Source organism: Corynebacterium sp. UMB9976 (genome assembly GCF_030212265.1).
In the GTDB taxonomy this organism is placed as follows: domain Bacteria; phylum Actinomycetota; class Actinomycetes; order Mycobacteriales; family Mycobacteriaceae; genus Corynebacterium.
The window spans coordinates 42,282-56,297 of the sequence record NZ_JASODY010000003.1 but is presented as its reverse complement, the minus strand read 5'-3'; the positions used below and the strand labels follow the sequence as shown (position 1 = coordinate 56,297).

13 protein-coding genes are annotated in these 14,016 nt (G+C 67.5%); 11 read left to right on the top strand and 2 right to left on the bottom strand.

Annotated elements, in window-relative coordinates:
• The first annotated feature begins 25 nt into the window (after window positions 1-25).
• The gene (locus QP140_RS02950) at window positions 26-334 is read left to right on the top strand and encodes a WhiB family transcriptional regulator (RefSeq protein WP_012359725.1); all 309 of its coding nucleotides are present in this window, start codon (window positions 26-28) and stop codon (window positions 332-334) included.
• A 124-nt stretch (window positions 335-458) separates the two neighbouring features.
• Here the strand turns inward: QP140_RS02950 and QP140_RS02945 are convergent, their stop codons facing one another.
• Window positions 459-923: a metallopeptidase family protein gene (locus tag QP140_RS02945; protein ID WP_070758275.1), complete on the bottom strand. Its 465-nt coding sequence runs from the start codon at window positions 921-923 to the stop codon at window positions 459-461.
• 79 nt (window positions 924-1,002) lie between these two features.
• On the opposite strand from QP140_RS02945, the gene QP140_RS02940 reads away from it, so the two are divergent.
• From QP140_RS02940 to manA, 3 genes are all read left to right on the top strand, one after another.
• On the top strand, window positions 1,003-1,485 hold the full coding sequence (locus tag QP140_RS02940) for a DUF3499 domain-containing protein (RefSeq protein WP_284758148.1): 483 nt from the start codon (window positions 1,003-1,005) through the stop codon (window positions 1,483-1,485).
• A gap of 76 nt (window positions 1,486-1,561) precedes the next feature.
• Window positions 1,562-2,950, top strand: a complete 1,389-nt coding sequence (locus QP140_RS02935; protein ID WP_070761499.1) for a phosphomannomutase/phosphoglucomutase — start codon at window positions 1,562-1,564, stop codon at window positions 2,948-2,950.
• Window positions 2,951-3,079: 129 nt separating this feature from the next.
• Entirely contained in the window at window positions 3,080-4,351 is a 1,272-nt protein-coding gene (gene manA, locus QP140_RS02930) for a mannose-6-phosphate isomerase, class I (RefSeq protein ID WP_284758032.1), read from the top strand.
• 95 nt (window positions 4,352-4,446) lie between these two features.
• Here the strand turns inward: manA and QP140_RS02925 are convergent, their stop codons facing one another.
• On the bottom strand, window positions 4,447-5,271 hold the full coding sequence (locus tag QP140_RS02925; protein ID WP_070761494.1) for a hypothetical protein: 825 nt from the start codon (window positions 5,269-5,271) through the stop codon (window positions 4,447-4,449).
• A 223-nt stretch (window positions 5,272-5,494) separates the two neighbouring features.
• Between QP140_RS02925 and ahcY the strand changes: the two genes are divergently transcribed.
• From ahcY to hpf, 7 genes are all read left to right on the top strand, one after another.
• Window positions 5,495-6,982: an adenosylhomocysteinase gene (gene ahcY / locus QP140_RS02920; RefSeq protein WP_148813296.1), complete on the top strand. Its 1,488-nt coding sequence runs from the start codon at window positions 5,495-5,497 to the stop codon at window positions 6,980-6,982.
• Between the two features lie 63 nt (window positions 6,983-7,045).
• Window positions 7,046-7,741, top strand: coding sequence for a dTMP kinase (locus QP140_RS02915; RefSeq protein WP_284758030.1), 696 nt, complete (start codon window positions 7,046-7,048; stop codon window positions 7,739-7,741).
• Between the two features lie 81 nt (window positions 7,742-7,822).
• On the top strand, window positions 7,823-8,503 hold the full coding sequence (gene mtrA, locus QP140_RS02910) for an MtrAB system response regulator MtrA (protein WP_070758285.1): 681 nt from the start codon (window positions 7,823-7,825) through the stop codon (window positions 8,501-8,503).
• Window positions 8,504-8,506: 3 nt separating this feature from the next.
• Window positions 8,507-10,582, top strand: a complete 2,076-nt coding sequence (gene mtrB / locus QP140_RS02905; protein ID WP_284758029.1) for an MtrAB system histidine kinase MtrB — start codon at window positions 8,507-8,509, stop codon at window positions 10,580-10,582.
• On the top strand, window positions 10,579-12,309 hold the full coding sequence (gene lpqB, locus QP140_RS02900) for an MtrAB system accessory lipoprotein LpqB (protein WP_070758288.1): 1,731 nt from the start codon (window positions 10,579-10,581) through the stop codon (window positions 12,307-12,309). Before mtrB ends, lpqB begins: the two co-directional genes overlap by 4 nt.
• A 110-nt stretch (window positions 12,310-12,419) precedes the next feature.
• Window positions 12,420-13,139: a ComF family protein gene (locus QP140_RS02895; protein ID WP_284758028.1), complete on the top strand. Its 720-nt coding sequence runs from the start codon at window positions 12,420-12,422 to the stop codon at window positions 13,137-13,139.
• Between the two features lie 136 nt (window positions 13,140-13,275).
• Entirely contained in the window at window positions 13,276-13,953 is a 678-nt protein-coding gene (gene hpf, locus QP140_RS02890; RefSeq protein WP_012359737.1) for a ribosome hibernation-promoting factor, HPF/YfiA family, read from the top strand.
• Window positions 13,954-14,016: the final 63 nt, after the last annotated feature.

The window sequence follows — 14,016 nt, the reverse complement described above, 5'->3', positions numbered from 1 at the left end:
CCCGCCGCAGCAGGGGTCGGCGGCAATGGAAAGGGAGGCTCGAGTGGACACAGGTGCCCGCCAGCACAACCTCTTCGACCTTACGCAGGATTTCGACAAGCTCTTCGACGCCGTGGAGCAGGACTGGCAAGAGCAGGCGCTGTGCGCCCAGACGGACCCGGAGGCCTTCTTTCCGGAGAAGGGTGGCTCCACCCGCGAAGCCAAGCGGATCTGCATGGCCTGCGGGGTGCGCGATGAGTGCCTCGAGTACGCCCTCGCTAATGACGAGCGTTTCGGTATCTGGGGTGGCCTCTCCGAGCGCGAGCGGCGCAAGCTGAAGAAGCGCCTCGGCTAACAGTCCGGACGACACCCCGGCCGCTATGGCCGGACTGCACGAGTGACCTCACGCGCCCTGAACGGGACCGCGTGAGTTTTTCTTTTCCCGGGGGCTTTCCCCGGCGTTCCCGCGCAGTGGCCGACTAGCGATCCCAGTCGAAGCGCGGGTCGATGATCTCCGGGCCGACGTTCAGATAATGCGCGACCAACCGGGTCACGATGTAGCGGAGCATGTCCGCCCGCTCCTCTTTGCTGCGCGCCCGCATCTCCACGGGGCGGCGGAATACGATCAGCCGGGGGCGGGTGGGGGAGCCGCTGGAATCCACGCCCGCGGGGATCAGCCGCCCCAGCGGCACCTTGCCGTCGGCGACGACATCCGAGGGCCACTGCGTGTAGCCGTGTTGCAGGCGCATGCGGGGCACTAGGTCCACCGCCAGATCCAGGGAGACGAGCTGATCGTCGAAGCGGTCGAGGATCCGCTCGTAGGCGTCCAGCACCGCCTGATCAAAGTCCTCAGAGCGGGTCCGGTAGCGCGGCAGATCCGGCAGCAAAATGCCGCGCGGGCCGCGCCCCCGGGGGTCGTTCCTCACTCTGCGGATGTGACTCATGGATATTGAGCCTACGCGGTTGGCGGCCTCGCGCCCCGCGGCGCGCGGGCAGATGTGAAAGCTGGTGAATCTGGCTAAGATGTTCCGCGTGACTGTACACCGAAATTGCTCCCGCCCCGGCTGCCAGCGCCCGGCCGCGGCGACGTTGGAGTTTAATTACGCGGATCAGATCGCCATCATCGGACCGCTGCAGCCGGCCGGCAATCCCCACCGCTGGGATCTCTGCGAGGACCACGTGGAGCGCACGTCCGTCCCGCAGGGGTGGCGCCTCGTCCGCAAGACTGAGGACGCGACCCCGCCACCGGCGCTCGGCGGCACGAGCACCATCGGAGCCGCCGACGGCTACGCGGCGGACGACGGGGCTGATGAGGAGGAGCTCCTCGCCCTCGCCGAGGCGGTGCAGCAGGCCTACGAGGAGTCCGGCGAGCTGCCGAACGACCCGGGCCCGCGGCTGGTGCGCCGAGAGGAGATCCCGCTGCCCACCGGCCACCACCCGGCCCGCGGCAACCTGCCGAGCAGCCGCCCCCGCCGCCACCTGCGTGCGGTGCAGGAAAACGACTAGAATCTGACCTAGCACCAACGCCGACCCCGCCCGACCGCCCAGCCTGCGCTGGGCAGCATTGCAATCAGGAGAAAATATGGCACAGCAGTCCGCTCAGCGCGATATCGACGCCGTGAACGCCGTCATCAAGGCCTACGACGTCCGGGGCGTGGTCGGCGACCAGGAGGGTCAGATCAACGAGGGCTTCGTCCGCGACGTCGGGGCCTCCTTCGCCCGCCTCATGCGCGCAGAGGGCGCGAAGAGCGTGGTCGTTGGCCACGACATGCGCGATAGCTCCCCGGGCCTGGCCGCCGCTTTCATCGAGGGCGTGACCGCCCAGGGGTTGGACGCCGTGAACCTCGGACTGACCAGCACCGACGAGCTCTACTACGCGGCGGGCGTGGGGGAGTGCCCGGGCGCGATGTTCACCGCCTCCCACAACCCAGCCCAGTACAACGGCATCAAGCTCTGCCGTGCCGGTGCCAAGCCGGTCGGCCAGGGCACGGGTCTGGAGCGCATCGTGGAGGAGCTCGTCGCTGGCGTTCCCGCGTATGACGGCGAGCCGGGGACGTCCTCCGAGAAGGACGTTCTCGACGGCTACGCGGACTACCTGCTCTCCTTGGTCCCGATGGACATCCGTCCGCTGAAGGTTGCGGTGGACGCCGGTAACGGCATGGGTGGGCTGACCGTCCCTGCCGTGTTCGGCAAGCTGCCGGTGGAGCTGAAGGACCTCTACTTCGAGCTGGACGGCAACTTCCCGAACCACGAGGCCAACCCGCTGGAGCCGAAGAACCTGGTGGACCTGCAGAAGTTCACCGTGGACAACGGCTGCGACCTGGGTATCGCCTTCGATGGCGACGCCGACCGTTGCTTCATCGTCGACGAGAACGGGGATGCGGTTAGCCCGTCCACGGTCTGCGCGATGATCGCCGAGCGCTACCTGGGACAGAATCCGGGGGCGACGATCATCCACAACCTCATCACCTCGAAGTCCGTCCCGGAGATCGTCTCCGAGCTGGGTGGTACCCCGGTGCGCACCCGCGTGGGCCACTCCTTCATCAAGGCGAAGATGGCCGAGACGGGCGCGGTCTTCGGCGGCGAGCACTCCGCTCACTACTACTTCTCGGACTTCTTCAACGCGGACTCCGGCATGCTGGCCGCGCTGCACGTGCTCGCTACCCTCGGCGCGCAGGATAAGCCGCTCTCCGAGCTGAAGGGCAAGTACGAGCGCTACATCGCCTCCGGCGAGATCAACTCCGAGGTCGCGGATCAGGCTGCCAGTACCAAGGCGGTCGTGGCGGCCTTCGCGGATCGCACGGAGAACAGCGACGACATGGACGGCGTGACCGTCGAGCTGACCGGCGGCGCATGGTTCAACGTGCGCGCGTCGAACACCGAGCCACTGCTGCGCCTGAACGCCGAGGCGGCGACCCAGGAAGAGGTGGACGCGATCGTCGAGGAGGCTCTGCGTCACATCCGCGGCTAGCTGCGGGAACTCCGCGGGCACGCCCCGCGGATTACCGCCGGCGGGCGGGTGAGAGGCTAGAATAGCCGGCTAGTTGAATGGCCGACCCCGCGGCGGTAAGCGGTCAACGAGCGTTGAAGGCTGAGGAAAGTGTATCTACTGAAGGGCAACATCCACTCTTTCGAGTGGGGCTCCGCTGAACTCCTTGCGGGAGTCATGGGGCGCCCTTCGCCGACCCCGGAACGCGAGGCGGAAGCGTGGTTTGGCGCACACCCGGGCGGTCCCAGCGAAATTCTTGCGGACCCGGCTGGTGCAGGATCGGGGCTGCCCCACGACCTGGCCGAGGCTATTAGTCAGGATCCGGCGGGCCAGCTGGGACCGGACCTGGCTGAGCTGCCCTTCCTGGTGAAGCTGCTGGCCGCCGATAAGGCGCTGAGCATCCAGGCGCACCCCTCCAAGGCGCAGGCCGAGGCCGGGTTCGCCGCGGAGAATGCCGCCGGGCTGCCCGCGGGTGATCCGACGCGTAATTACCAGGATAAGAACCATAAACCGGAGCTGCTCGTCGCGCTGACGGAGTTCCACGCGCTCGCTGGCTTCCGGCCAGTGGCGCAGACCGTGGAGCTGCTGCGCGAACTGGACGTGCCGGAGCTGGCCCCGCAGTGCGAGGCGCTCGCGGCCACCCTGCCGGGGGCGGAAGGTAGTGCGGCTCGGGTCACCGAGCCGGCTGCCCTGCGCGAGGTGCTGGGCGAGTGGCTGAGCCTCTCGCCCGGCGATGCTGAGAAGCGCGTCGCCGCCCTGCTTCAGCGCTGCGAACCGCTATGCGGAGAACCGGGTGTCCTGGGGGAGGCAGCCCGCACGGTGGTGGAGCTGCAGCGTGATTACCCTTCCGACCCGGGCATCCTGGTCGCCCTGCTGCTCAATCGCGTGTCTCTGCGCCCCGGGGAGGCGGTGTTCCTTGCCGCAGGCCAGCTGCACGCCTATCTGAAGGGCATGGGCGTGGAGGTCATGGCGAACTCCAATAACGTGCTGCGCGGTGGCCTGACCGCCAAGCACATGGATGTCGCCGAGCTGCTTAATATTTTGGACGCCTCGCCGCTCGCCGAGCCGCGCTGCGAGGTTTTCGCTGACGGCGACCAGGCGACGGCCGAGTACCGCACCCCGGTGGCGGACTTCCGGGTGCGCACACTGCGACCAGGGGCCAGCATGGTGGTCGAGGAGCCAGCGGTGGTTCTGGCCGCTGGCGGTGAGTTGACGGTGACGTCAGCGACGCAGGAGCTGCCCGTCGCCTCCGGTTCCGCGGTGTGGGTGGGAGCTGCCGACGGCCGCGTGTCCGTTACTGCTCGCGGTGAGGGGACTCGGGAATCTGAGTTCGACGCCACGGGCTTTATCGTGACCGTGGGGGATGCCGCCGCGCTCGACTAGCCTCGCTGCGACGGTGTCATGTAGTCCCGTGGGCGAATTGCTCTGGCTACGGGGTATCGCTCGACATGCGCGGGGAAGGGGTCTGCCCCGGTGCTTTAGCGCCCTGGGCGGGGCTTCGGCTCGGGGGTTGGGGTCGCCTCAGGCTGCGGAGAGTCCTGCTTGCCTGCTTCCGCACCGTCCGTTTTGGTGCCCTTATCCGGCTTCGTGGATGGGGCGGGCGTGCCGCCCTGGCCGCTGTCGCTCGAGCCTGTATTCGGTTGATCGGGCTGCTGACCCGGGTCGGCCTCGCCGGCACCCGGTGTCGTGGTCGTGCCGTCCTGCACACCTGGCTTCCCTGGCTTCGGTGTCGTTGGATTGGACGGCTTCGGGTCGCCCTTCGACGGTGGCTTCCCAGGAACCCCGGGCAGCTTGGTCGGCCACTCAGAGGGCAGGGGTGGGAGGTTCATGTCCGGCATCTGCGGCTGCTTCGGCAGCTTCTGCGGGGACGTGCCGCTGGGCTCTGCGTCCTCCACGATCGTCTGCTGTGGGGAGGGCGCCTGGTAGCCGCCCCGCCAGGTGTCCGGCGGCAGGAGCGGGTCGTTGCCCAGCGGGGCGAGGTTGCCGCCACGGGCGAGCGCGTCGATCTTCTCGGTCGGGTCCGTAGGGGTCCCGTTGCCATTCATGCCCTCGCCCTGCTCCGGCGCGGGGGAGGACGTGGATCGGGTGGCCTTCGAGCTGGTGTTCGTGGCGGTGGACCGGGAGGCCTGATCGCTGGCGAGCTCGCTCGTCGCCGAGGTGTTCGTCTCGTCCGGGCCGGCCGCGGTGTTGGACACTGCTGAATTCCAGGTCCAGACGGTGATGCCCACAGCGAGTGTCAAACCGGCAGCGGCGAAGCTGAGGATGCCCTTGGAGCCGGAGCGCGGCTCGTCCGTGTTAGTCACGGCACTGTCCTCCTTTGCCTGCTTGTGCTGCGCGTGATGATGCGGAGCGCCGATCGACGTCTTTTATAACGTTTTCATCACGCTATCTGATCTTGGCAGCTCACGCCACCCCCACCGCGAGATTATTTCCCTCCGCCCCACGCCCAGGGCGGCACCGTGTCGGGTGGGGCGGCTAGACTTAGGCGAGTTAAAGCATTCGGAAACCCAAGGAGAGTATTCGACCATGGCAACCCTGACTCCAGACAGCATCGGAGACCTCGAGTTCAAGATTCGTGACCTCAGCCTCGCTGAGTCCGGCCGCCACCAGATCCGCCTGGCGGAACACGAGATGCCGGGCCTGATGGAGTTGCGCCGCGAGTACGCCGACGAGCAGCCCCTGGCCGGCGCTCGCATCGCCGGTTCCATCCACATGACGGTCCAGACCGCCGTCCTCATCGAGACCCTCACCGCCCTTGGCGCGGAGGTTCGCTGGGCTTCCTGCAACATCTTCTCCACGCAGGACGAGGCCGCCGCGGCCGTCGTCGTCGGCTCCGGAACCCCGGAGCAGCCTGCGGGCGTGCCCGTCTTCGCCTGGAAGGGCGAGTCCCTGGCCGAGTACTGGTGGTGCCTCGAGCAGATCTTCACCTGGGGCACCGACGCCAACGGTGAGGCCATCTACCCGAACATGATCCTGGACGACGGCGGCGACGCCACCATGGCCGTCATCAAGGGCAAGGAGTTCGAGCAGGCCGGCCTGGTGCCGGAGCCGGGCGAGGGCGACTCCGATGAATACGGCGAGTTCCTGGGCATGCTGAACCGCGTCTTCCAGCGCGATAACACCTTCTGGACCAACAACGCCGAGCAGATCAAGGGTGTCACCGAGGAGACCACCACCGGCGTGCACCGCCTGTACCACTTCGCCGAGCAGGGCACCCTCCCGTTCCCGGCGATGAACGTCAACGACGCGGTCACCAAGTCCAAGTTCGATAACAAGTACGGCACCCGCCACAGCCTCCTGGACGGCATCAACCGCGCCACCGACATGCTCGTCGGCGGCAAGTCCGTCCTGGTCTGCGGCTACGGCGACGTCGGCAAGGGTTGCGCCGAGGCTTTCGCTGGTCAGGGCGCGCGCGTCGTCGTCACCGAGGCGGACCCGATCAACGCGCTGCAGGCGCTGATGGACGGCTTCCCGGTCGTCACCGTCGACGAGGCCATCGGCGAGGCGGACATCGTCATCACCGCGACGGGCAACCTGGGCATCATCACCTTCGAGCAGATGCAGAAGATGAAGGACCACGCCGTCCTGGGCAACATCGGCCACTTCGACAACGAGATCGACATGGCCAGCCTCCTGCACCGCGACGACGTCACCCGCGTGAACATCAAGCCGCAGGTCGACGAGTTCAGCTTCCCGAACGCTGAAGGTGAGCAGATCAGCATCATCGTCCTCTCCGAGGGGCGCCTGCTGAACCTGGGTAACGCCACCGGCCACCCGTCCTTCGTCATGTCCACCTCCTTCGCGGACCAGACCATCGCGCAGATCGAGCTGTTCAAGAACACTGATCAGTACAGCAACGAGGTCTACCGCCTGCCGAAGATCCTGGACGAGAAGGTCGCCCGCATCCACGTCGAGGCGCTCGGCGGCAAGCTCACGAAGCTGACCAAGGAGCAGGCGGAGTACATCGGCGTGGACGTCGAGGGCCCGTACAAGCCGGAGCACTACCGCTACTAAAGGCACGTCCCCGCCCGTTGCTGGGGCGGGGAACGGTAGGAAAGTAGAGACCGAGAAGAACCCATGATCATCGCTTTTGAGGGCATCGACGGCGCCGGGAAGAATACCCTGGTCACCGCGCTGGAGGCCGAGTTGCTGGCCCGGGAGCTGCCCGTCGCGCGGGTGAGCTTCCCCCGCTACGAGGACTCCGTGCACGCCCAGCTCGCGCAGCGGGCACTGACCGGCAAGATGGGGGATCTCATCGACTCGGTCCACGGCATGGCCACCCTCTTCGCGCTGGACCGTGCGGAGGTCGCCGAACAGCTGGAGGACCTGGATGCCGATGGCTACATCGTGCTGATGGACCGCTTCGTGGCCTCCAATGCGGCGTACTCCGCGGCCCGGTTGGCTGGCGAGGCGGCCGAAGGCGAGGAGCCTGTGGAACCCGCCGAGCACCCGGTCGTCGAGTGGGTTCGCAGTCTAGAGGTCGATGACCTGGGTTCCCCGGTGCCGGACCTGCAGGTGCTGGTGGACGCTAGCGCGGAGGTCGCCGGCGAGCGGGCGAAGTCCCGCGAGCAGCAGGACGCTGCCCGCACCCGCGATGCCTACGAATCCGACGGCGGGCTGCAGCAGCGCACCCTCGAGGCCTACCGCAGCTTGGCCACCGCCGAGTGGCTGGGCCCGTGGCAGGTCGTGGCCTCGGAGGCCGGGGGCGTGGCCGAGCGGGCCAGCCAGCTCGCCGACCGGATTGAGGGCGAGTACCGGGAGCTGGACTCCTAAACCCGGCGGGCATGTCTGCCCGGCATAGTACAAAGAAGCTAAGACTTTAAACTCAAGAAAAATGAAGGAAGCACTGCGCTCATGACAGCCAAGATTCTGGTGGTCGACGACGATCCGGCGATCTCGGAGATGCTCACCATCGTGCTGCAGAACGAAGGTTTCGAGACGGTCGTGGTCGGCGACGGCAATGACGCCGTCACCGCAGCCCGGGAGCACGACCCCGACCTGATTCTGCTGGACGTCATGCTGCCCGGAATGAGCGGGATCGACGTCTGCCGCACGGTGCGCGAGTTCTCCACGGTGCCGATCGTGATGCTCACTGCCCGCACGGACACGGTGGACGTCGTGCTCGGCCTGGAGTCCGGCGCGGATGATTACATCACCAAGCCCTTCAAGCCGAAGGAGCTCATCGCCCGCGTCCGCGCCCGGCTGCGTCGCAGCCCGGAGGAGGCCACTGAGTCCACCACCATTCGCGTGGGAGAGGTGGAAATCGACACGGCTGGCCACGAGGTCACCCGGGGCGGGGAGGTCATCAACCTGACCCCCATCGAGTTCGACCTGCTGACCACCCTGGCCTCCCGGCCGGGGCAGGTGTTCAGCCGCGAGGAGCTGCTGGAGAAGGTCTGGGGCTACCGCAAGTCCGGCGACACCCGCCTGGTGAACGTGCACGTCCAGCGCCTGCGCTCCAAGGTAGAGCGCGACCCGGATGACCCGCAGGTGGTGCTGACCGTCCGCGGTATCGGCTACAAGTCGGGCGAGTAGCGTATGCCCAACCCCGTCCCGCCGAATGGCCCGGCCGAGCCCGATGCGCTGACTGATACCGAGTCGCGCCGCCCGGCCGGCTCGCCAGCGCGCGCGGATGGGGATACCTCGCCGCTGAGCACGGGCGTGGATCGTGTCGCGCAACGAGGGGAGAGTGCCTCTCCGGCAGCGTCCGCTGGGGAGGGCGAGCCACGGGCGGAGGCTGCTGGGGCAGGGGCGTCCTCGGAGCTGGACATCGCGCCGGAGTCGGGGCCGGAAAAGCCCACGTGGCGCTCCGCGCTGCGTCACCCTGCCGCTACGGCGAAAAGCCTGTGGTACCGCCTGCTGTTCAAGTGGCGCACCTCGATCCAGGTGCGCGTGATTGGCTCCGTATTCCTCTCCTCGGTGCTGGTCATTCTGGCGCTGGGCTTCGTGCTCATCAGCTTTTTGAACCAGCAGCTGCTGAATGCGAAGTACTCCTCGGCAACCGAGGAGATTCACCGGGCACGTGCGACCGTGGAGGAGCAGATCGCCGCCACGGATACCTCGAACCCGCTGCCCGTGCGGCTTAGCGCAGCCAGGGCAGTGCTGGCGGACTCCGGCTCCACCGCGAAGGCCAATTCCGCGGTCTACGAGCCGGTGCTGATGGCGAGCTCCTCCGCTGGCGACGAGGTCCGGGTGCCGCAGGAAGCGGTGATCCCGACGAAGCTGCGCAACTTCGTACAGCAGGGGCAGGTTTCCTACCAGTACACGACGATGACGGAGGGCACGGAGACCTTCAAGGCCCTGGTCATCGGCACGCCCGTGGCCAGCGATGTGTCTGGCATCGAGCTGTACCTAGTGATGCCGCTGGATGCGGAGGAGTCCACCTTGAACCTGATGCGCGGCCTGCTGCTGGCGGGCGCGATCGTGCTGCTGGTTCTCCTGGTGGTCATCGCGTGGGTTTTCGCCCAGCAGCTGACCGTCCCGGTGCGTTCGGCTTCCCGCATCGCGGAGCGCTTCGCGGCCGGCCATCTGCGCGAGCGTATGGTCGTGGAGGGCCAAGACGAGGTCGCGCGCCTATCCATCTCCTTCAACGAGATGGCTGAGTCGCTGTCCGCGCAGATCCGCAACCTGGAGGAGTTCGGCTCCCTGCAGCGCCAGTTCACCTCGGATGTTTCCCACGAGCTTCGCACTCCGCTGACGACCGTGCGCATGGCCGCGGACCTCATCAATGACAACGCGGAGAACCTCGACCCGTTAACCGCGCGTGCGGCGGAGCTGATGGACAAAGAGCTCGATCGTTTCGAGATGCTGCTGGGCGATCTGCTGGAGATCTCGCGCCACGACGCGGGCCAGGCGAACCTCTCTGCTGAGAAGATCGATATGCGTGGTGTCGTCCACTCCGCGCTGGCGCAGGTGCGCGGCATCGCGGAGGACCTAGGCGTGGTCTTCAACCTCGACCTGCCGGAGGAACCAGTGACCGCGGAGGTGGACTCCCGCCGCGTGGAGCGCATCCTGCGCAACCTGCTGGCCAACGCCGTGGACCACTCCGAGGGGCACCCGGTGGAGGTGACCTTGGCGGCCACGGAGCGCAACGTGGCGATCACCGTCACGGACCACGGCGTGGGCCTGAACCCGGGCGAGGAGGAGATGGTGTTCAACCGCTTCTGGCGCTCGGACCCATCCCGCGAGCGCCGGACGGGTGGCACGGGCCTGGGCTTGGCGATTGCCAGGGAGGATGCCAAGCTGCACGGCGGTGTGCTGGACGCCATCGGCGAGCCCGGGGTGGGCTCTTGCTTCCGGCTGACGGTGCCACGCAAGGCGGGCTCGAAGGCCGGGATCTCGCCACTGCCGCTGGCCGTCCCAGCGGTGGTCGAGCACGATACCGAGGACGTCCAGACCGATGGCGTCCAGGATGCCGAGCCCCAGGACGCCCAGGTCCAGGGCGATGAGCGCCAGGTCGAGGGAATAGGGGCAGCTGGAGCCCAGGCCAATGCGGAGAATGAGGGTCAGCCTGTCGACAACGCGGCGGAGCAGCATGATGAGCACGCGGCGGACCCTGCGCCGGGCGCTTTTAGCAGTGAAGAGGCCCCACGGCCGGAAGGGGAGGACTCGTGAGGAAGCTCAAACTGATCGGCACCACGCTGGTGGCCTGTGGCACTCTCGTGGCCACCGGATGCACGACCTTGCCGGGCGATTCCGCCCCGGAGGTGATCAGCTCCTATTCGCCCATGCCGGACGTGGAGGACGTCGTCGAACCGAAGGACAACCAGCCCTCGGACCTGCTGCTGCGCGATTTCTTCGCGGCGAGTGCCCACCCGGTCAGCGACTACGCTGCGGCCCGGAAGTTCCTCACTACCGAGCGGGCGGATCAGTGGCACCCGGAGCGTAAGACGAAGGTGCTGGACCGCGTGTTCATCAACTCTGATGGCGCGGTGCGTGACGGAAAGATCACCTACCGGGTGCGCGGCAACGTACTGGGCACGCTCTCCCCGGGCGGGGTGTTCACCCCGGAGTTCACGGGCTATGAAACCACCTACGAGATGGTGCAGGAGCGGGGCCAGTGGCGGATTTCCAACCTGCGCGACGCGGTGGTGCTGGACCGCGCGGACTTCTTCTCTGCCTACGAGGCCCGGGACCTGTACTTCGTGAACCCGCGCGGCTCGATGCTCGTACCCGATCGGCGCTGGGTATACACCCGCCAGCAGTCCATCGGGGCCTCGATGGTCTCTCTGCTGAACAATGGCCCGAACCCGCTGCTGGGCGACGCAGTGAACTCGCTGATTCCGCCGATGGCGACGGTGCGAACCCAGCGGACCGGGGAGGGCGAGTTTGAGGTCGAGTTCACCGGCCTGACCGGGCTGAATCCGGAGGCTCGTCGGCTGCTGGGTGCCCAGGTGGTGTGGACGTTGGCGGGTGCGGACGTGCGCGGCCCGTACCGGTTGATCGCGGACGGCACCCTGCTCTCCGAGGAGGTGGGGGAGACGTGGCGGGTCAATGACGTCTCCGAGTTCGACCCACGAGCCAGCGCTGCGGGGACGCTGCGTGCGGTCTCTGGTGGCCAGGTGCGTGAGCTCAGCGAGTCGAACGCCGATGCCGTGGCGATGGGCGGCTGGTTGGCGTCGAACTACATCGAGTCTTTGGCGGTCTCCTCCCAGGAGAACATGTTCGCTGCCGTCGCGGGGATGGGCGAAAGGCCGCGTCGCCTGCTGGTCGGCAAGTCGGAAGGAGCGCCGCAGGAGCTGTTGGAATCCAAGTCCCTGACCCGCCCGACGTGGAGTGGCGACGCCCACGCCCTGTACACGGTGGCCGATGGGCAGGAAATCAAGCGTTTCGTGCGTTCTGGGCGTACCGGAAACCTCGTGGAGGAGCCAGTGGACGCTGAATCGGTGGAGCGCCTGGGGCCGGACGCACGGATCAGCATGTTCCGGGTCTCCCGCGATGGCGTGCGCGCCGCCCTGCTGATCGACGGCAAGGTGTACGTCGCGGTCCTGCACGACCGCGAGCGTGGTGGGGTGCGCCTGGGCAAACTCGAGGAGATCGGCTACCAGCTGGGGGACACCGCCGTCTCCGTGGGCTGGCAGCACGACGGCACGCTGCTGGTGGGCACCCGCGCCAACGACGCCCCGGTGTGGCACCTGGCGGTGGACGGGTCGATGGCCCGGCAGGAGTCCGCGCGCAACATCGCGGCCCCGGTGGTGGCGGTGACGTCCACGGGGCAGGCGCTGTACGCCACGGATGGTCGGGCGCTGGTGATGCTGAACCGGGATGATTCCGACCCGAAGTACTGGCGCGAGGTGCCGGGGCTCGTGGGGCAGCGGGCGATCCCGGTGGTCGCCCACTAGCGTTGCGCGATTGCGGGGGCGGGGAACCCTGGAAGAAAATGTCCGATCCCGGGGCTCCCTGGGCGATGCCGGGGTAAAACAAGGGGAGTACGGGGACAAGGGGGCTCTACGTGTCAGCTGGGGGCTGGATCGAGACCGCGGCGGATCTACTGCTGCGTAACGACTGCATGTGCTGCGGCCGGGTCGCGGAACGGGCCAGCCGGGCAGGTGGCTTGGCCGGGGCGGCGCTGTGTGCCGACTGCGCCCTCGAACTCACGGTGGCTCCGCAGCGGATCGACCCGCAGGTGCCGAGCGTTCCGGTGTTCGCCTGCGGGCCCTACGGCGGTGCACATCGGGCGATCGTGCTCGCGGCCAAGGACCACATGCGGGCACCCGCCGCGAAGGTCATTGGCCGGGTGTGGGCCGGGGCGGTGGAGTACCTCGCGGCCGGGGGAGAACTCCCGCACCCCAGGATGTGCCCGGTCGCGCTCGTCCCAGCGCCCACGCGCCGGGCGGCGGCGAAGGCCCGGGGCGGGGATATCGTCACGGCGGCCGCCCGGGAGTTGGCGCGCACACTGCCTGGGGCGCAGGTGGCGGCCATCGCCGAGCTGGACGACCGCGCCCCGGACGCGGTGGGGTTGAGCAGGCTGCAGCGGCGGGCCTCCCTGGCGGAGAACCTGCGGCTGCACCGAGGTGACGTCCGAAAACTGGCGGAATTCAACCGTGCGGGAGGGGAGGTACTGATCCTGGATGACGTCTGCACGACCGGGGCGACGATCGCCCAGTTGGCACTGGCGCTGGCGGCCCGAGGCGTGCGCGTCCGGGCGGCGCTGACGGTCTGCCACGCATAGCGAAAAAGCTCCACCAGGGGTTTGAGAGTACGCTGCAGCCGGGGTGGCGGATCGGTATAGTTGCGGGTGAAGCATTCGTTACCAGCCAGCGGTAATTCCGTCGCTGGTCTGAAGCGAAAGAACCAGGAGGGTGAGCATGTCGACCGACAACAAGAAGGCTGATTTCCAGGCTGAGGAGCAGGCTGTGCCGAACGCTCAGGTTGAGATCACCGGTCGCAATGTCACGGTGCCAGAGCACTTCGCGGAGCGCGTCAACACGAAGTTGGCCAAGATCGAGCGCCTGGACCCGACCCTGACGTACTTCCACGTGGAGCTCAAGCACGAGAACAACCCACGCCGCGCTGATGAGTCCGATCGCATCCAGATCACCGCGTCCGGCAAGGGGCACATCGCCCGCGCCGAGGCGAAGGAGGACTCCTTCTACGCCGCGCTCGAGGTCGCACTGGCCCGCATGGAGCGCTCCCTGCGCAAGGTGAAGGTACGCCGCAAGACCCCGAAGTCCGGCCACCGCGCGCCGGTCGGCATGGGCGAGGCAACCGCAGCCCTGGTCGAGGAGGCAAAACCGCACCAGGAGGAGAAGCCGGGCAAGTACGACGTCGACCCGTACGAGGATCAGTTCCAGCCGGGTCAGGTCGTCCGTTCCAAGACTCACTCCGCTAAGCCGATGAGCGTCGACGAGGCGCTCAGCGAGATGGAGCTGGTGGGCCACGACTTCTACCTCTTCGTTAACGAGGAGAACTCGCAGCCTTCCGTGGTGTACCGCCGCCACGCTTTCGACTACGGCCTCATCACGCTGAAGCCGGAAAACAACTAGCGGATAACTCCTGAACTCGGGGTGGCCACGAAGCCTAGAGCCGTGTGGCCGCCCCGAGTTTTT

Excerpts from the sequence above, each read along its gene's own strand:
- ahcY (WP_148813296.1), top strand. The coding sequence starts at position 5,495 with ATGGCAACCCTGACTCCAGACAGCATCGGAGACCTCGAGTTCAAGATT.
- mtrB (WP_284758029.1), top strand. The coding sequence starts at position 8,507 with ATGCCCAACCCCGTCCCGCCGAATGGCCCGGCCGAGCCCGATGCGCTG.
- QP140_RS02945 (WP_070758275.1), bottom strand. The coding sequence starts at position 923 with ATGAGTCACATCCGCAGAGTGAGGAACGACCCCCGGGGGCGCGGCCCG.
- QP140_RS02935 (WP_070761499.1), top strand. The coding sequence starts at position 1,562 with ATGGCACAGCAGTCCGCTCAGCGCGATATCGACGCCGTGAACGCCGTC.
- QP140_RS02915 (WP_284758030.1), top strand. The coding sequence starts at position 7,046 with ATGATCATCGCTTTTGAGGGCATCGACGGCGCCGGGAAGAATACCCTG.
- hpf (WP_012359737.1), top strand. The coding sequence starts at position 13,276 with ATGTCGACCGACAACAAGAAGGCTGATTTCCAGGCTGAGGAGCAGGCT.
- mtrA (WP_070758285.1), top strand. The coding sequence starts at position 7,823 with ATGACAGCCAAGATTCTGGTGGTCGACGACGATCCGGCGATCTCGGAG.
- QP140_RS02940 (WP_284758148.1), top strand. The coding sequence starts at position 1,003 with ATGTTCCGCGTGACTGTACACCGAAATTGCTCCCGCCCCGGCTGCCAG.
- QP140_RS02950 (WP_012359725.1), top strand. The coding sequence starts at position 26 with ATGGAAAGGGAGGCTCGAGTGGACACAGGTGCCCGCCAGCACAACCTC.